General features: G+C 61.0%; 13 protein-coding genes. 7 read left to right on the plus strand and 6 right to left on the minus strand.

What is annotated here, in order from left to right; translation table 11 throughout:
• The first annotated feature begins 165 nt into the window (after nucleotides 1–165).
• A complete protein-coding gene (gene ilvD, locus BREU_RS06780) occupies nucleotides 166–2,031 on the plus strand; it encodes a dihydroxy-acid dehydratase (RefSeq protein WP_044088688.1) in 1,866 nt (621 codons plus the stop codon).
• Nucleotides 2,032–2,323: 292 nt separating this feature from the next.
• On the opposite strand, the gene fmt is transcribed toward ilvD, so the two are convergent.
• The 4 genes from fmt to serB all read right to left on the minus strand — a co-directional run bounded on the left by fmt (nucleotide 2,324) and on the right by serB (nucleotide 7,485).
• The gene (gene fmt, locus BREU_RS06785; protein ID WP_044088687.1) at nucleotides 2,324–3,337 is read right to left on the minus strand and encodes a methionyl-tRNA formyltransferase; all 1,014 of its coding nucleotides are present in this window, start codon (nucleotides 3,335–3,337) and stop codon (nucleotides 2,324–2,326) included.
• Between the two features lie 194 nt (nucleotides 3,338–3,531).
• Nucleotides 3,532–4,236, minus strand: a complete 705-nt coding sequence (locus BREU_RS06790) for an HAD family hydrolase (RefSeq protein ID WP_044088686.1) — start codon at nucleotides 4,234–4,236, stop codon at nucleotides 3,532–3,534.
• Between the two features lie 138 nt (nucleotides 4,237–4,374).
• Complete coding sequence (locus BREU_RS06795; protein WP_044088684.1) at nucleotides 4,375–6,729, minus strand: primosomal protein N'; 2,355 nt, start codon at nucleotides 6,727–6,729, stop codon at nucleotides 4,375–4,377.
• Between the two features lie 39 nt (nucleotides 6,730–6,768).
• Entirely contained in the window at nucleotides 6,769–7,485 is a 717-nt protein-coding gene (gene serB, locus BREU_RS06800; RefSeq protein WP_044088683.1) for a phosphoserine phosphatase SerB, read from the minus strand.
• A gap of 38 nt (nucleotides 7,486–7,523) precedes the next feature.
• On the opposite strand from serB, the gene BREU_RS06805 reads away from it, so the two are divergent.
• The 6 genes from BREU_RS06805 to pafA all read left to right on the plus strand — a co-directional run bounded on the left by BREU_RS06805 (nucleotide 7,524) and on the right by pafA (nucleotide 14,268).
• The gene (locus BREU_RS06805; RefSeq protein ID WP_044088682.1) at nucleotides 7,524–8,222 is read left to right on the plus strand and encodes a DedA family protein; all 699 of its coding nucleotides are present in this window, start codon (nucleotides 7,524–7,526) and stop codon (nucleotides 8,220–8,222) included.
• 62 nt (nucleotides 8,223–8,284) lie between these two features.
• The gene (gene arc / locus BREU_RS06810; protein WP_081886598.1) at nucleotides 8,285–9,850 is read left to right on the plus strand and encodes a proteasome ATPase; all 1,566 of its coding nucleotides are present in this window, start codon (nucleotides 8,285–8,287) and stop codon (nucleotides 9,848–9,850) included.
• A gap of 72 nt (nucleotides 9,851–9,922) precedes the next feature.
• Nucleotides 9,923–11,599: a depupylase/deamidase Dop gene (dop, locus tag BREU_RS06815; RefSeq protein ID WP_044088680.1), complete on the plus strand. Its 1,677-nt coding sequence runs from the start codon at nucleotides 9,923–9,925 to the stop codon at nucleotides 11,597–11,599.
• An 11-nt stretch (nucleotides 11,600–11,610) separates the two neighbouring features.
• A complete protein-coding gene (locus BREU_RS06820) occupies nucleotides 11,611–12,477 on the plus strand; it encodes an inositol monophosphatase family protein (protein ID WP_044088679.1) in 867 nt (288 codons plus the stop codon).
• 64 nt (nucleotides 12,478–12,541) lie between these two features.
• Nucleotides 12,542–12,751, plus strand: coding sequence for a ubiquitin-like protein Pup (locus BREU_RS06825; RefSeq protein ID WP_044088677.1), 210 nt, complete (start codon nucleotides 12,542–12,544; stop codon nucleotides 12,749–12,751).
• Nucleotides 12,751–14,268 (plus strand): Pup--protein ligase, encoded by a 1,518-nt coding sequence (gene pafA, locus BREU_RS06830; RefSeq protein ID WP_044088676.1) that lies wholly within the window; start codon nucleotides 12,751–12,753, stop codon nucleotides 14,266–14,268. Before BREU_RS06825 ends, pafA begins: the two co-directional genes overlap by 1 nt.
• A gap of 219 nt (nucleotides 14,269–14,487) precedes the next feature.
• Here pafA and BREU_RS06835 read toward each other — a convergent pair whose 3' ends face one another.
• Nucleotides 14,488–14,769 carry an HU family DNA-binding protein gene (locus tag BREU_RS06835; RefSeq protein WP_044088675.1) on the minus strand — a complete coding sequence of 94 codons (282 nt, stop codon included), beginning with the start codon at nucleotides 14,767–14,769 and terminating at the stop codon, nucleotides 14,488–14,490.
• A gap of 254 nt (nucleotides 14,770–15,023) precedes the next feature.
• Entirely contained in the window at nucleotides 15,024–17,438 is a 2,415-nt protein-coding gene (locus BREU_RS06840; protein ID WP_044088674.1) for a lysylphosphatidylglycerol synthase transmembrane domain-containing protein, read from the minus strand.
• Between the last annotated feature and the right edge of the window lie 78 nt (nucleotides 17,439–17,516).

Consider the following 17,516-nt stretch of genomic DNA (forward strand, 5'->3'; position numbering starts at 1 on the left):
TCTATCTCAACCGAAGCAAGTGTAGCCTTGCCGTGGGACTTCATGCATGCTCGCAGACATCGGTGAACTGCTGGATGCGCCAAGCGAATAAGGTTACGGTTTTGAAAATTCCATTATTCGACTCTTGACAAGAAACGTGTCCCGTGCAAAGGCTTGAATGGAATCATGACCGAAATGCGATCTGCAAAACTCATGTCCGGCCGCGTCTTCGCAGGCGCGCGCGCCCTGTATCGTGCCGCTGGCGTCAGCGGCGACGACATGGGCAAGAAGCCCATCATCGCCATCGCAAACTCATTCGACGAGTTTCTGCCTGGCCACGTCCACCTGAACAAAGTGGGACGCATTGTCTCCGAAGCCATCAAAGAGGCTGGCGGCATCCCCCGTGAGTTCAACACTATGGCTGTGGATGATGGCATTGCCATGGGCCACACCGGCATGCTGTACTCCCTGCCTTCCCGCGACATCATCGCCGATACCGTCGAATACCAGTGCAACGCGCACTGCGCCGACGCCCTGATCTGCATCCCGAACTGCGACAAGGTCGTGCCGGGCATGCTCATGGCCGCCCTGCGCCTCAACATCCCGACAGTGTTCGTCTCTGGCGGCCCGATGGAGGCAGGCACCACAGTGCTCGCCGACGGCACCGTCAAGAAGAACACCGACCTCATCTCCGTGATGTACGCCTCCGCCGACGATAGCGTCTCCGAGGAGGACCTGCTCAACTACGAGAAGACCGTGTGCCCGACCTGCGGTTCCTGCGCCGGCATGTTCACCGCCAACTCTATGAACTGCCTGACCGAGGCCATCGGTCTGGCCCTGCCGGGCAACGGTACGATCCTCGCCTCCCACGGCTTCCGCAAGGAGCTGTTCCGCAAGGCCGCGCGCCAGGTCGTCAAGATCGCCAACCAGTACTACAAGGACGACGACGATTCCGTGCTGCCGCGCTCCATCGCCACCAAGGAGGCGTTCGAGAACGCCATGACCATGGACGTGGCCATGGGCGGTTCCACGAACACCGTGCTGCACATTCTGGCCATGGCGCAGTCCGCTGACGTGGACTTCACCCTGGACGACATCGAGCGCATCTCCCACACCGTGCCCTGCATCTGCAAGGCCGCGCCTTCCGGCAAGTGGGAGATCTCCGACGTGCACCGCGCGGGCGGCATCTGCGGCATCCTCGGCGAACTCGACCGCGCCGGCAAGCTGCACAGGAACGTCCACTCCATCGATTACCCGACGCTCGAGGACAAGCTCGCCGACTGGGACATCATGCGCGACACCTGCACCGAAGAAGCCAAGACCATGTACCACGCGGCGCCGGGCCACATCATCTCCCCGGAGCCGTGGACGCACGAGACCCTGTTCGATTCGCTCGACACTGACCGCGTGAACGGCGCCATCCACGACATCGATCACCCGGAGATCCACGAGGGCGGTCTCGCCGTGCTGCGCGGCAACCTCGCTCCCGACGGCTGCGTGGTGAAGACCGCGGGCGTGCCGCAGGAGATCTGGAAGTTCCGCGGACCGGCTCTGGTGGTTGAGTCCCAGGAAGAGGCCATCAAGGTCATCCTTGACGATACCCTGAAGCCTGGCATGGCCTTGGTCATTCGCTACGAGGGTCCGAAGGGTGGCCCGGGCATGCAGGAGATGCTGTACCCGACCTCCTTCGTCAAGGGCAAGGGCATCGGCAAGCAGGTGGCCATGCTCACCGATGGCCGCTACTCCGGCGGCTCCTCCGGTCTGGCCATCGGCCACATGGCTCCCGAGGCTGCGAACAAGGGCCCGGTGGCGCTTATCAAGAACGGCGACATCATCGACATCGACATCGAAGCCCGTTCCGTGAACGTGGAGCTGACTGACGAGCAGCTGGCTCAGCGCCGTGCGGAGCTTGAGGCCGGCGACGGCTATGTGGCCCATCGTGACCGCAAGGTCTCTCAGGCGCTCAAGGCGTACGCCGCCTTTGCCCGCTCCGCCGACAAGGGTGCTACGAGGGATCCTGACCTTATCAACAAGCTCTCCGGTCTCGCCTGATTCCACTGATTCTGCTGGCCGTCCGGCTGTGGACGGCTATGGATTTGGGGCCCGTCATCTTCCTTGTGTAGGAAGATGACGGGCCCCAAATCTTATGCAGCACTCATTGCGCAATATGCGGATGCGGGTCGAAACATAAGTCTTGAACGATACCTGTTTATGTTTCGACCCGTATGAGGCATCAACAATGGGACGAAACATAAACAGGAGCAGGATGAAACTTATGTTTCGACCCGTCTGCACGTTCCAACGTCTGATTATGCATGCAGGCGAACCTGCATATGAGCATAACTCAGTGCAGGCATGCGGTGGGGGAGAGACGGGCTCCTCGCGCCCAGTCGGCGGCGCGCATGGCCTTTTTGCCTTGCGCTTTGACTTGGGTGAGCTCCAGCGCGGTGGTGCCGGTGCCGACCCAGACGTTCTTCTTGCCGGCCTTGAGCTCGCCGGGCTTCAGGTTCATGGGTGTGTTGGAGTTGCCTGCATCCGCGGGCTGGGCGGCGAGCACGTGCAGGGTGAGCGGGTGAGCGGTCTCGGTTGCAACTTTGACGGTTGCATCTTCGGTGTCCGACGCTCCAGACAGACCATCCGCATGCAGTTCAGTCCAAGCTCCAGGCTGTGGGGTGCACGCGCGAATCTGACGGTCGATGGCATCGGCGGCATCGGTCCAGTCGATACGTGCATCCTCCACGGTGATTTTGTGCGCATACTCCAGCCCTTCGGCCGGCTGCGGTGTGAACGTTGCGGTTCCTTCCCCGACCGCCGCCAGCGCATCCACGTACAAGGGCGCACCTTCTTGGGCCAAGAGGGTCAGAAGCTCTCCGGAGGTTTCGCGTCCGCCGAGCTCAATGGTCATCGATGCCACGATTGGACCGTCATCAAGACCTTCGCCCACTTTGAACACATCCGCACCGGTGGTGGTGTCTCCGGCCCAGATGGCGCGTTGCGCAGGGGCTGCACCACGCCACTTCGGCAGATTGGAGAAATGCAGGTTGTACCAACCCATCGGCACTGCGTCGAGCACGTTTTTCGGCAGGATATTGCCATAGGCGATCACCGCTGCGATATCGGCGTGCAACGCGCTGAGTGCGCTCAGGAATTCGGGGGAGCGGGGCTTGGCGTCAATTACCGGCAGGCCGAGCTCCAAAGCCGCGGCTTTGACCGGGCTCGGCGTCAGTCTGCGTCCACGGCCCGTGGGAGCATCTGGGCGTGTGATGACACCCACCACCTCAAAACGTGGGTCTGTAGCGAACGCCTTGAGTGAGGGAACCGCAACATCAGGTGTGCCTGCGAACACCAGTTTCAGCATGAATCTCCTTACGATGCATTGATGAATCGTGTCAGGATAGCGCCGTTGCTGGACTCCCCTCAGTCAGCTTTGCTGACAGCTCTCCCGGGAGGGGAGTCCGGGAATCTGGTGAGGACGGTCGCTATCCCGTTGGCACGGCTCCCCTCAGGGAAGGGGAGACAGAAGCCGGCATTGATCAGACTGTATCGTGATGGCTACTGGACGTCCGGGATGTTGACCCCGTTGGCGATGAGCAGTTCGCGCAGCTTGACCGGATCCTTGAACCGAACGCCACGAATGCCGGCCGCGTTCGAGCCGACGATGTTCATGGCCTTGTCGTCGATGAACAGCGCGCCATCGGCTGTGATGCCAAAGCTCTTCAGCGCCGCCTCATAGATCTCCTTGTGCGGCTTGCGCAGCTTGACGAAGCCGGAGACCAGCTTGCCGTCCAGCTGCTGGATGATGTCGCATTGCTCTTCGGCCACATGGAAGAGCTCGGCCTCCCAGTTGCTCAATCCCCAGACGCCGATGCCGGCGGCTTTGAGATCGTTGACCAGCACGCGGGCGCCCGGTACCACACCGGTCAGGGAATCGCGGAAATTGTCTACGTAATACCGCAGCATGTTCGCCCACTTGTCGCCCTTGCGTTCGCGCATGATGGCGATGGCCTCATCGGGGCTGGTGCCGGCATCCATCATGTCGTTGATGTCATAGAACCCGGAGATGTCATTGTCGAGGAATTCCTCGATGGTGTGCTGGCTGTAGCGGGGGATGAGCACTGCGGCGGGGTCCCAATAGATGAGCACATTGCCGAAATCGAAGATCACGTCAGTGATGGGTTTGCCGGCGTTCACGGACGCATCGCCGTCTGTCACCAGCACATCATATTCCATATCCGGTTCTCCCGGCCAACCTTTCATGATGATCCTCCTTTTGGAATCTGTCATGGACCGCGTATGGTACCGCTGAGTTTTCCAGCTTCTATGGTTTCATGTGTTGACGACGAGGACGACGAGGACAAAGCGTGTCGAAGATGAGGCAAAACAGCTGGAATCGCGTCAGATCAGATCCTTGGGGTCGACGCGGAACCGTAATTCTCCGGGTTCCCGCGCGGCCACATGACGGGCGGTCTCGCGTCTCAGCCGCAATGCCAATGCCGCTCGTTCGCTTTGCGGCACCCTTACCACGGCTTTGACCCTATCCGCGGTGGCCTCCAGTTCACGGGCGTCCACCGTATCCGGCTGAGCGATGGGCACAGGTCCCAGCATGCCGGGCAGCTCGCCGCACAACGCCCAATCGCCGCCCAAAGCTCCGACACGTTGCATCAGCGTCATCACCGCGTCCCGTCTGCCCCAGACGCATGCCGCCGCCACGGTAGGGGGCATGCCGGTTTCCGCGCGCTCCTCCATATCCTTGGCGGCGAGAATACGGGAATCCCATATCATCAGCGATTGCGCGATGGCAGGATCGGTTTCACCGAGAATCAGCGCGCTGCCGCCGCGGGATCGTGGTGCGCATAGCGACACGGCGCGCATCCATGCTGTCAGCGTATCGAGACGGGCGTCCACGCCTAGCGCATACAGGCTTGTCCACGCATCGAGGATCGCCACGGCACGATACTCATAGCCCTCCGGACGTCGTGTGCCGTCCACTGGGCGAACACGAGGTTCGAATCCCGGTGTCGCGATGACGATCATCGGCTGGGAGGGCACATTCGTCACCAGCCCGCGGGCTTTGGAGGACACCACCACCGGCACTCCACGGAACAGCCCGGCGAGTTCCTCGGCTGTACCGGTGGCACCGACCCGGATCACCCGCATGCGATCATGATGGCACGCGGGGCATGTCCAGTTCATGGCCGGGGCCCCGCACCATTGGCATCGTGGTGTGGAATCCGTGCGGTCGGCAGGAAGCTGCAACGGTCCCGCGCATCTGGCGCACCGCGCCTGGCCGTGACAGGTCGCACAGCTCAGCGTCTCGCTGATGCTGTCCTGTGGAATCGATAAGAGCACGGGTCCGCTTTCCAACGCCTTGCTCAATATCCGAACAGCCGTATGCGGCACGCGCGCGCCAATGGTCGGGTCGGCGAGTCGCGAGAGCTCTTCGCGGTTCAGCCACCGCACCCATGGGGTGGCGTCTTTCAACGGCGAAGCCAGCGGATGAATGGCGGTGGAATAGCCGCTCACAGGCGTCTCCACGGTGTGTGGCCCGGCGGTCTCCCAATGGCTTTGTGCGCTACGCGCGTTGGCCATGGCCACGAAGACGCCGCCATGGGCTTTGGCGCGCAGTCTCATTACGCCACGGGCCTGAGGATACGGCATCATGCCATCCATGTTCTGATAGGCTGCATCTTCCAGGATGGCGAACAAGGCCGGGCCCTCGACCGGCGCATAGGCCACGGCGCGAGTGCCTATCACCACTTTCACCTGCCCCAATGCGACGGCAAGATAGGCGCGGTAGCGATCCGCGGCAGGCATGGTCTCCGCGTTCAGAATGGCCACATCACCCGCCCATCCGCCTGACGGCGAAGGCATGAACGGCGTCAACCCGTAGTTGCGCAGCATGGGAAGGAGATCCTCCACCTCTCTCATGGTGGGCAGCTCCACAACAGCGCATTTGCCGGCTGTCAGCGCAGCGGCGACCATCCAGGCCATGTTCCTCTGCCATTCCTGCGCGCCGGGGAGGGAATCAAAGACAAAGGATCGGAACTGTTTACCGATGAGCCCCTCGTACAGGACATGTGCGTCGCCGTAATTCGCGACGACGCGTTGATACCCCTGCTCGGTGCCCTTGCGCACCATGGGGGCGACGGAAAACCCGTGAGCGTCGATAGGGGAGCCATCGGGTGTGGTGCCCCTGCCGGCAAAACCTGATGCCGCCGGCGATGTGGATGCCTGCTGTCGCTCCTCGGAAGGTCGCGGCGCGGCGGACATACCGGACCCGACAGGACGCCGGAAGGATGCCGCCAGACGCTGTTCGGCCTCCACCTTTGCCACGCGGGGTGGTACGGCGAAGCGAAGGATATTCGCCCGAGTGCCTCCGTAGGCGTCCGCAATCAGCGCAATGTCGTCACGCATAGACTTCGGGACCAATACGTCCGGGCTCAGCACCCGTTCGATGTAGCGAAGCGAGGAACGCGGAGTACTGCTTGCAGTGGTCCGTCCCCATATGATGCCATTGACTCTTCGACCGCCGAATCGTACCCGAACCAGTACGCCGGGCTGTGCGGCGTCGCTGTCCTTCTCATCGATGAGATAATCGAACGTCTGCCCCAGGTGCAACGCCTGCACCTCCAACACCACCTGGGCGATGGGCGCCTGATCGGCCGGCGTGTGTTCTGCGGGCGCGCGTCTGCGCCGCTTGCGTGGGGTAAGCCCCGCAAGTGTCAATTGTTCCGCGCCCTCAACAGTCATGAAGCCACTATAAGCGAGGATTTCATGTGCGGTAAAAATTTACCTCAGGTATTCGAGTACGTGACGAAGATCGCGGTCGTTGATTGATTCATCGGCGGCAAGCTGGGTCTTCGGCTTCGCGCAGAACGCCAGTCCAAGACCTGCCGCCTGAATCATCGGAATGTCGTTGGCGCCATCGCCTACCGCCACGGTCTGGCTCATCGGCACGCCAAGGCGTTCGGCCCAGGCGCGCAACGCATGCAGCTTCACCGTTTTGCAGACGATCTCGCCCAACACCTTGCCGGTCAGCCGGCCGTCCACCACATCCAAGCGATTCGCGATCCACAGGTCGATATGCCCCTCGGCGGCCAAGCGATCCACCACTTCATGGAAGCCGCCGGACACCACGCCGACCTTCCATCCGTGCTCGTGAAGCGTGTCGATAAGCTCCAACGCGCCTCGAGTGAAATGCAATTTGTCATGTACGGTGTCGAATACTGAGACAGGAAGCCCCTCGAGCAGTGCGACACGGGCTCGCAGCGCATCGCAGAACTCCAGTTCGCCCCGCATGGCGCGTTCGGTCACATCGGCGATCTCCTCGCCTTTGCCTGCCGCTTCACCAAGCTCGTCGATGACCTCTTCATCAATCAGTGTGGAATCCACGTCCATGACCAGCAATCCAGGCTTGCTGAGCGTCGGCATCGGATTGCTGGTCGCGGTACCGTCGCCGTCATCATCGGTGAACTTGTCAACAAAATGCGCATCTTCTCCAGTCATGCCTTAGATTGTCGAAAAACCTTGGGACAATACCCGCTATGAGTCTTACCCCTGAGCTTGCCCTTGCAGTAGCCCAACAGTCCACCCCGGTATGCAGTGCCTCGGATGGCGGATTGATCGGTGCAATCACCTCATGGCTGGTTGCCCTTATGGAGACCGTCGGAGGTGTTGGCGTGGCGCTGGCCATAGCATTGGAATCCGTATTCCCGCCCATTCCCTCGGAAGTGATTCTGCCTCTCGCCGGTTTCACCGCCGCACGCGGCACCTTGAGCCTTCCCGGAGCGATCATCTGGGCCACCATCGGTTCGGTGCTGGGCGCATGGGTGCTGTATGGCATCTCCCGTTGGGTCGGACTGCATCGCATCAACCATGCCGCGGACAAGATTCCCGGCGTCAGCCGCAACGATGTGAGCAAGGCCAACGACTGGTTCACCAAATACGGTACCTGGTCCGTGCTGATCGGCCGCGTGATTCCCGTGGTGCGTTCGCTGATTTCTATCCCCGCCGGCTTCAACCGCATGAATTTCCTGCAGTTCACCGGCTGGACGCTGCTGGGATCCGCGATATGGAACACGATTCTGGTGTCCGCCGGTTACATGCTGGGGGACCAGTGGTGCTCCATCCAAGGTGCACTGGGCGTATTCGAGGATGTGGTCATCGCAGTGGTGATTGTGATCCTCGTCTGGTTCATCGCGCGCAAAGTGCGTAGTGTGGTTCGTGCGAGAAAGCAGCAGTGACACAGACACGGACGACAGGCCGCGCCTCGACAATCATGAACAAGACAGCCGGAGAGAGCCGAATGAGTGAAGCAGAAGACCTTGCCGCATTGAACGATCGTCTGATGGCCAGGAACCATGCGCTCGCCGAGGCATTGTCCCGGGCGGGCAAGGAGCTGACCCGCGCCAAGTCCCAATTGGCTCAGCTCGCCCAGCCCCCGTTGACCTTCGCCACCATGGTGAAGGTTGATGCCTCACATGTCGATGAGGATGGTGTGCAGCATGCCTCCGCGGAGGTCATTTCCGGCACGCGGCGCATGGTGGTGCCTGTGGCGTCGAACGTGAACGCCGCACGTTTGACCTCCGGTGCCACCGTGATGCTCAACGAGAAACTCGTGCTTGTCGAGCATCACGACAGCGACACGGTGGGTCAGGTCCGCGTGGTCAAAGAGTGCCTTGACGATGGGCGTCTGTTGGTCAGCGACGCGTCCGGCAACCCCGTGCTCATACGCCGCTCCGGTGGCATGGCTCATGTCACGGTCAGCCAGGGCGATCGTGTGATCGTGGATCCATCCGTACGTATGGCGTTGGATGTGCTGCCCGTCGAAGGTGACAAGGACCTGGTGCTTGAAGAGACCCCTGACGTCACCTTCGCCGATATCGGCGGCCTTGATACGGAGATCGGCCGCATCAAGGATGCGGTGCAATTGCCGTTCCAGCACCGCGCGCTCTTCCGACGCTATGATCTGAAGCCTCCCAAGGGCGTGCTGCTCTACGGTCCTCCCGGCAACGGCAAGACGATGATCGCCAAGGCCGTAGCCAACGCGCTGTGCGAGGGCGGCTACGACATGGATGGCGATGGCGCGATGACTGATGCCGAACGCAAGGTCACTGGCGTGTTCCTTTCCGTCAAAGGCCCGGAGCTGCTCAACAAGTATGTAGGCGAATCCGAGCGACTCATCCGCTTGATCTTCCAACGCGCACGCGAGCGCGCGGCGGAAGGCCGACCGGTGGTGGTGTTCATCGATGAGATGGATTCGCTGCTGCGCACCCGTGGCTCCGGCGTCTCCTCCGATGTGGAGACCACCATCGTGCCGCAGTTCCTCGCCGAACTTGATGGTGTGGAATCACTGGACAATGTCATGGTGATTGGTGCTTCCAACCGTGTGGACATGATCGATCCCGCCGTGCTCCGGCCCGGGCGTCTGGATGTGAAGATCCGTGTCGGCCGGCCCGGGCCTGAGCAGGCCGTCGCCATAGTGGATCATTATCTGACCGATGACCTGCCCCTCGACCCTGACGTGGATGCCCATACGCTGTCCACAGTGCTGGTGCAGGACATCTTCGCCACCAATGAGCGTCGGCATATATGCGATGTGCAGGGCGAAAACGGCCAATGGTCGGCCCTGTTCCTCGCCGACGTCGTGTCGGGTGCCATGCTCAAGAACATCGTGGATCGCGCCAAGACCAAGGCCGTCAAACAATCCATCGAAACCGGTGAGGACGTGGCGTTGACCGTATCGTTGCTGGCCGCGGCGGTGGAAGAGGAATATGAAGAGACCCGGGATTCGATGGCGGATGTCGATCCCGAACAGTGGGCGCGCGTCAATGGCATGGATCCGATTCGCAGGGTTCGGGCAGTCTCCTGATTGCGTGAATCGACCGCGACGGCACCGACAGCGAACAACGTGTATGGAAAACAATGGAAAGCAGGAACGGATATGACCGTCAAACGAGTGATGGGAACCGAAACAGAATATGCGGTCTCTCTGCAAGGTTCCGGCCGATACAATCCCGTACAACTTTCCTTCGATGTGGTGGGCGCGGCGGCGGACGGCCACAGCGACACCATCCGCTGGGATTATCGTCAGGAGGACCCGGTCAATGACGCGCGCGGCACCCGGCTTGAACGCGCCGCGGCACGGCCGGAGATGCTCACCGACGCGCCCCAGCTCAACATCACCAACGTGATTGCCCCCAACGGCGGTCGCGTGTATGTGGATCATGCCCATCCTGAATATTCCGCTCCCGAAACCCTCGACCCGTTCGAGGCCGTGCGATATGACCATGCCGGCGACCTCATCATGCAGGCCGCAGCCGAGCATGCCGCCAGGCAGACCGGCACGCCGATTGTGCTGCATCGCAACAACGTGGACGGCAAAGGCTCCTGCTGGGGCACGCACGAGAACTACATGATGCAACGCAGCGTGCCGTTCAATCAGGTGGCTCGGCTGATGACCTTGCACTTCGTGACACGCCAGATCTATGCCGGCTCCGGACGGGTCGGCATCGGCGAACACAGTGAACAGGCCGGATTCCAGCTCAGCCAGCGTGCCGACTATATTCATGCGAGAATCGGTCTGCAGACCACCTTCGAACGCCCGATCATCAATACGCGGGACGAATCCCACTCCACCGAATCGTGTCGCCGGCTGCACGTGATCGTGGGCGACGCCAACCGCATGCAGGTCCCGCAAGTGTTGAAGCTCGGCACCACCAGCATGCTGTTGTGGCTGCTCGAGCATGCCGACGAGGCGGGATTCGACATGAATGAATTCCTGAATGGGTTGGATCTCGCCGATCCCGTCGAAGCCATGCATGTGGTGTCGCATGACCTTTCCCTGGCTGCCGAATTGCCGCTGGCCAATGGAGGACAGGCCACCGCGTGGCTGATTCAGCTGAAACTCCGCCAAGCCGTGTACCAGGTGGCTGCGCTGCTGGACGGCACCGACACCAAAGGCGAACCGGCTTGGCCTGATAAGCCGACCGTGTCGGTGATGGCCATGTGGGGGCAGGCGCTTGCCGACGTGGCTGCGATCCGTCACGCCGATGATGATGCACGGCTTGGGCTTGCCGCCGAGGCAGGCCGGGTCGAATGGCTGCTCAAGTGGCAATTGCTGGAGAAGGTGCGCAGGAAAATCGCCGGTGGAAGCAACGCCGGGGCCACGCAGGATACGCGATTGGCTTGGCAGGACTCCCGCATCAAGGTCATCGACTTGGCTTGGGCTGCGCTTGATCCCCGGACCAGCGTATTCGCCAAACTCGACCCCCGGACCGAACGTGTGGAACGCAACGAGGACATTGCGCGGGCCGCCGACGAGCCTCCTACCGATACCCGTGCCTGGTTGCGCGGCGAGTTGGTCAGGACATTCGGCGAGGAGGTGGCCGCAGTGAGCTGGTCACGGCTGACCGTGCGTGATCCGCGATTCATGGACGGCGATGATTCGGCTGAATTCTACGGCAACGCCAGCCGGACCACCACCGATCCGGCCCGCCTGTTCTCCTTGGATATTTCAGATCCGCTCGCCTTCACCAAGAGCCGTTGCGAACAGAGGCTGCGGGAATCGAAACACGCCATTGACCTGCTCAAGGCTTTGGCCATCGGCAAAGAAGGATAGACTTGTCTGCTATGGATGACACACAAACACAGACCCCTCAGGATCTGCGCAATCTCGCGCTGAAAGTAGCCGGACTGCTTGAAGAAGCCGGCAAGCATGCCCTCCATGACCAGATCAATCCCAGAAATCTCGCACAACCCTCCACGGATGAGCAGGAGCGGCGAGGCCCCCTGTTCAAATTGGAGACCGACAGCAAGATTCTGCGCTTCATGAGCACACGTTTGGCTGATATAGCCCATTTCGACGGTTTCTGGACCACCCGTCCATCTGAAAGCCGCCCCGGTCAGAAATACTGGTATATCGGCAAGATCGATGGTGTGATCAACTATGTGCGCCGTATGAGCGAATGGACGCTCACCGCAGCATTATTCGAATTCGACGAGAATCGCGAGCCCAAGCCCATTCTCGGTGTGGTGCATGCGCCGGCTTTGGGATTGACCTATCTGGCTGCACGTGGTGCCGGTGCCGTGCGCATCCATAAGACCGCAGTCGGTGAGAAACGCGACAAGGTGGTTCCCTCGATGACCTCCTCGCTGGATGGTTCCGTGCTGAGCTACGGCATGTCGATCATTCCCGAGGAGTCCAAGAGAGCCCTGGATGTGGCATCCGCGCTGGCAGGCCGCCCTGCGGACATCAAGCGTGTCGGACCGGCCTCTTTGGACCTGTGCAAGGTCGCGGACGGTACATACGACGCTTATTTCGAGCCGATGCTTCATGTCTGGGACATTGCCGCCATCGCCGCGGGAACGGTGGTGGTCTGGGAGGCTCAGGGCACGCTCAGCCGTTGGGATGGCGACCGCATCCATTGGCGTCATGACAACGACGTAGTGGCCACCAACGGCCTTATCGTCCGCGATCTTAAACCGTATCTGAAATAGTTCCATTCCGCTTCCTCCACAATGAGGAGGCGTCCACATCAATCATTACAAGAAAGCGTCACATATGCCGCAGCAATTCCAACAGCCACAGTCCCAATCCGCCGACCAGCACGAGGAAGACGACCAGATCGTCACCCAATCCGCTGATCAGGAACAGGGACAGGCACAAGACCAGGGCGACGTGCTCGACAGCATCCTCGACGATATCGAGTCCACGCTGGAAACGAACGCCGAAGAATACGTGAACAGCTTCGTGCAAAAAGGCGGCGAGTGATGCCCCAACTGCGTGACAGCGGCACCCGCTCCCTGCACGCCACAGAACCCGTGCCATCCGCCGAGATGGACGGGTTCTGCCGTATTTTCGGTATCGAGACCGAATACGGCGTGGCGGTCACCGGCGCCGACCGGCCGGTGGATGCCGGGCAGGTGGCGATGACCATGTTCCAGCCCATCGTCTCGCGCTCTCGTTCCACCAACACCTACCTGTCCAACGGCTCCCGTCTGTATCTCGACGTCGGCTCGCATCCCGAATACGCCACCGCCGAGGCCCGTGACCCGCGCGAGGCATTGGCTCAGGATCTTGCCGGCGAACGGGTGATGCGGAACCTCGCCTTGAAGGCGCAGACGAAACTGCGCGAATCGTACGGCGAACACGCCACCATTCACGTGTTCAAGAACAACGTGGATTCCGCAGGGCACGCCTTCGGATGCCATGAGAATTACCTGGTCCGCCGGTTTGTCCCATTGGAGACTATCGAGCATCAGCTGCTGCCGTTCCTCATCACCCGGCAGCTCTACACCGGTGCCGGGCGCATGACCCCGGACGGCTTCCAGATCACCCAGCGCGCCGATTTCCTCGACGAGGCCGTATCCTCGGCCACCACGCGCTCGCGCCCGATGGTCAATACGCGCGACGAACCGCACGCCGACCCCGACTCGTTCCGTCGTCTGCATGTGATCATCGGCGACTCGAACCGTTCGCAATGGGCCACATGGATGAAACTCGCCGTGACGCACCTCGTGCTGTGCGTTATTGAGGACGCAGCCCGGCGCGGCGTGCCCTGCGGTTTCGAGGAGTACGATTTCGCCGATCCCGCCGCGGCCAATCGCATGGTCAGCCGCTTCCTTGAACATCCGGATGCTGAATTGTCGCTCGTTTCGGGCGCAACGATCACTGCACTCGGATTGCAACGCCGGTACTACCGGGCGGTGGCATCATTCGTCTCCGACCATCGTGAGACGATGGGTGCCTCATTGGCGAACAGGTCTTACTCCGGCTCCGTGATCTCGGATTCGATGTCCGGTGATTCTCCCGATGTGCCGGTGACTGTGGTGCTGCAGGAGTGGGACCGGGCGCTTCGTGCTCTGGAATCAGGGGATTACACCGCGCTCGCCGACCGTGTGGATTGGGCCGCCAAAAAGCGTGTGCTCGATACCGTTCGCCGTCGTCGCCCGGACGCGACATTCGCGCAGTTGGAGCAGTTGGAACTCGATTACCACGACATCGCCAATGGACGGCTGTATGGTTCGCTATCTTCGCGGGGTCAGATACGCGGACTCATAGCCGACGATGATGTGGAACAGGCTGTGCACAATCCGCCGTCCGACACCCGAGCCGCCCTGCGCGGCCGGTTCGTGACCGCCGCCCTCGCCTCTGGTGCCCAATTCTCCGCCGACTGGACGCATTTGGCCCTGACCGCCCCCGAGCGCCGGGAAGCCGTGCTCCTCGATCCGTTTGATGCCGCTGGAACCTCGGACTTCACGCGTCTTATGGAGGCGCTGGACCGCTAGTATCCTGCGTCGTTAATTCGTTGAATACATTGGATGCTCCCCTTGTCAGGGGAGCTGACCCGCGAAGCGGGACTGAGGGGTAATGAATTAATCAACGAACTTACGGCGAGGCATACTAGTCCGGTAGATAGTAATACGCCAAGGGGCCCCGACCGTCATGGTCGGGGCCCCTTGGCGTTGCTCGATTCGGCAGTCAGTCGCTCAATGTTGAGCGTCAATTCACTCGGTGACGGCCTTCTTCAGCAGGGAGCCGGCGGAGATGCGCACGCCGTAGGAAGCCGGAATGTTGATGGTTTCGCCGGTGCGCGGGTTGCGGCCGGTACGAGCGGCGCGCTTGACACGCACAGCGGAGAAGAGGCCAGTGAGCTTCAGGCCTTCGCCGGACTTCATAGCGTCGACGAACACGTCCTGGAAAGCATTGACAGCAGCCTCGGCCTGGGCCTTGGTCAGGTTGGACTTCTGAGCAATCTTCGAGACGAGATCAGACTTGTTGTATGCCATAAAGCATCCTTCTTGGGTCAGTGGGCAGGCGCGGTTGTCTGCCCGTGGTTCATCCATGATAATAGCGCATGCACCTGCCGAAACCCGCTATTTATAAGGGTTTTCACATCTTTTTTCGGGTTTTTCGCGTGAATCGACCAAAAGATGGCAGTTTGACCACGATAGGGGACAGCCATACCAAACCGCAGTGATGATGCGGACCGGCATGACTGTCGGAGAACCCTCGGCGCAAGGTGTGTCGCCGCCGCTTGTCGTCACACCAGATTGCGGTGATCGAGCCATTTCATGGCAGCCGCACCCAGCGGAATGCGAATCCAGTAGAAGACCACGCGATGAAGCAGCGTCGCGGAGAGCGCCACTGCCTGTGGCACGCCTACAGCCACGAAAGCGAAGGTCAGCGCGGCCTCCACACCGCCAAGGCCACCGGGAGTAGGCACCGCCGAACCCAACGCATAGGCGAGCATGAACACGAATGTGGTTTCCACCGGATTCGACGAATAGCCGAATGCGTGAAGCGCGGACCAGAACGCCAATCCGGTGGTGATGTTCTGGAACAGCGCGCCAGTGCAGCTGATGGCGAGTTGGCGGGGCTGTGACAGGATATCAAGCAGCTGGTTGAGATAGGTTTTCGCAAGTGGTACCAACTGTTTGGTCACCAGATGGCGTACGGGTGGAATCATCATCGCCACAGACAGCACCACCACCACGATGCCCAGTACGATCACCAGAGTGTTGGTGGGGATGGCGCCCGAGAGCATATTGCGTCCGGTGAACATGCCGATGATCACGAGCATGAGGAAATACACCCCGTAATACACCACCAGCGCGGCGCTCATGATCGCCGTGGCGGCGGTGCTGCGGTATCCGGATTTGCGTAGGAACTGAAGGTTGACGAAAGACGGTCCCACACCGGCGGGCATGGATACCGTGGCGAAGCCGCCGGCCACCTGGCTCATGAACACACCCGTGTTGTTGCGTTTGCTGCGGTCCATCAGCGAACCCAATGATATCGAAGAGCCGATCCAGCCACACACGCCGAAGATAAGTGTGATTACGGCCATCAGCGGATTCGCGTTGGTCAGGGCGTCGATGATCTCTTCAGGCTTGAGCTGGGTGAACACCACCGCCACGGCGACAATGACCAGCAGCATCGTGATCATCGAGCGCCAGGAGAAACGGGCGAGCGTCACCGGTTCGCCGGCTTCTCCGTTGTCGTCGTCGTTCAGATCGGCGAGCTTGCCTCGTAACGATTTGAGCAGTTGCTTGTTCCAGCTGTCCAAGGACCTGGTGGTGGAAGGAATGGCCATTTTCTGGATGAATGGCGCAATGGAGGCGAGCGTCAGATCGCCCCATGCCTCGCGTGCCGCATCTACCGCTGGCTCCACGCCGATCAACAAGGCAAGGAGCGTCAGCAACTGCACCTTATCGAGAGCGGTGTTGGCGGCGCTGGAGGCGTTGTCCCCGTCACCCCATCCGGCGATCACCGCCGTGCCGTCTTCGAGCCTTGCCAGCGTGGAAGGGATGATGCGCCGGTGCGTATAGCCTCGGCGATTGGCCACGGACAGGTAGCGCATATACGCCACTGCATCGGCCTTGGTCAACGTCTTGAGATTGGCGGGCATGGCGATCGTGTTCGCATCCAGTACCAGAATGGCTGATTCGTCCGTGTCGGCGATGCCATAGGGGGCCGGTGCGGGAAGCTTGATATTGTGCAGTCCGAGCAGCATGGACAGATGATGCTGCACGGCATCGCGCACGGAACGGTCACGGCGTATGGACACGCTGGTGAATCGCACCCAATCCCACAGTTGTTTGAAATATCCCGCTGTATGGGTCTGCGCATCCAGCACGGATACGATGAAGGCGCGCCCATCGGTGGTATGCAAGTCATACAGGCGCGAGCCGGTGGTCAGGTCATCCTCTAGGGTGGCGTCCAGGGATCCCTTCCTTCCGTCCACGGGGTCCTGATGCCTGATCAGGGAGGCGGTCTCCAATCCGATGCCGTTGAGCGCCGTGACGAGCGCCTCGCCCCAGACGCCTTTGTTCTGCGTGCCCACGATGAAACGGATGAGCATGCCCACCGTGCGCCCGGCCGTCATGGACACCAGCGTGCCGGTGACCGAATGCCAGGAGAGCACGACCATCACCGCCGCGGTGATGTAGAGGATATTCCATCCCCATTTCACCGTGGAGCGGGTTCGACGAGGGCCTGCGGCCGTCAGAAACGCCGCCATGCCGGCATAGATATCCGGCAGCAGGCCGGAGCCGAAGGAGGTGGCGGCCGAAAGCAATGCCATCGCCAGAGTGTGGTCATTGATGCCGCTGACCAGCGTGGAAACACCCCATGCCGTGCCGTATCCGGCGAACATGGCAATGGCTGAGATCGCGGCTTGTGGCCATTCGCGGGAGAGCAGTAGCTGCCCCAGCACGGTGACCACAATGATGATGGTCATCAACTGCGTCAGCACTGTGGAAGGGTAGTTGGCCAGCCAATTGATGGCCTGTGCGGCGGTATGCGCATCGGACTCCACTCCACGGGTCATACCGCCCATGAACACTGCGAACACCATGACGATTGCCGCGGCCAGCAATGATAATGCGCTTCTGGCCAGATCGCCGAAATCGTGTGTGCGTTTCGGCGCCACGTCGTCAATGATCGGACTTGCCACCTGAACTCCTCTTGCCGTTCCTTGTCGTCAGCTTCGTCATACAACAGGTCATACGACAAGGCGCGCACGCCATCGCGC

Origin of the sequence: Bifidobacterium reuteri DSM 23975, from assembly GCF_000741695.1 — a bacterium.
Taxonomy (GTDB): Bacteria; Actinomycetota; Actinomycetes; order Actinomycetales; family Bifidobacteriaceae; genus Bifidobacterium; species Bifidobacterium reuteri.

Excerpts from the sequence above, each read along its gene's own strand:
- ilvD (WP_044088688.1), top strand. The coding sequence starts at position 166 with ATGACCGAAATGCGATCTGCAAAACTCATGTCCGGCCGCGTCTTCGCA.
- fmt (WP_044088687.1), bottom strand. The coding sequence starts at position 3,337 with ATGCTGAAACTGGTGTTCGCAGGCACACCTGATGTTGCGGTTCCCTCA.
- BREU_RS06790 (WP_044088686.1), bottom strand. The coding sequence starts at position 4,236 with ATGAAAGGTTGGCCGGGAGAACCGGATATGGAATATGATGTGCTGGTG.
- BREU_RS06795 (WP_044088684.1), bottom strand. The coding sequence starts at position 6,729 with ATGACTGTTGAGGGCGCGGAACAATTGACACTTGCGGGGCTTACCCCA.
- serB (WP_044088683.1), bottom strand. The coding sequence starts at position 7,485 with ATGACTGGAGAAGATGCGCATTTTGTTGACAAGTTCACCGATGATGAC.
- BREU_RS06805 (WP_044088682.1), top strand. The coding sequence starts at position 7,524 with ATGAGTCTTACCCCTGAGCTTGCCCTTGCAGTAGCCCAACAGTCCACC.
- arc (WP_081886598.1), top strand. The coding sequence starts at position 8,285 with ATGAGTGAAGCAGAAGACCTTGCCGCATTGAACGATCGTCTGATGGCC.
- dop (WP_044088680.1), top strand. The coding sequence starts at position 9,923 with ATGACCGTCAAACGAGTGATGGGAACCGAAACAGAATATGCGGTCTCT.
- BREU_RS06820 (WP_044088679.1), top strand. The coding sequence starts at position 11,611 with ATGGATGACACACAAACACAGACCCCTCAGGATCTGCGCAATCTCGCG.
- BREU_RS06825 (WP_044088677.1), top strand. The coding sequence starts at position 12,542 with ATGCCGCAGCAATTCCAACAGCCACAGTCCCAATCCGCCGACCAGCAC.
- pafA (WP_044088676.1), top strand. The coding sequence starts at position 12,751 with ATGCCCCAACTGCGTGACAGCGGCACCCGCTCCCTGCACGCCACAGAA.
- BREU_RS06835 (WP_044088675.1), bottom strand. The coding sequence starts at position 14,769 with ATGGCATACAACAAGTCTGATCTCGTCTCGAAGATTGCTCAGAAGTCC.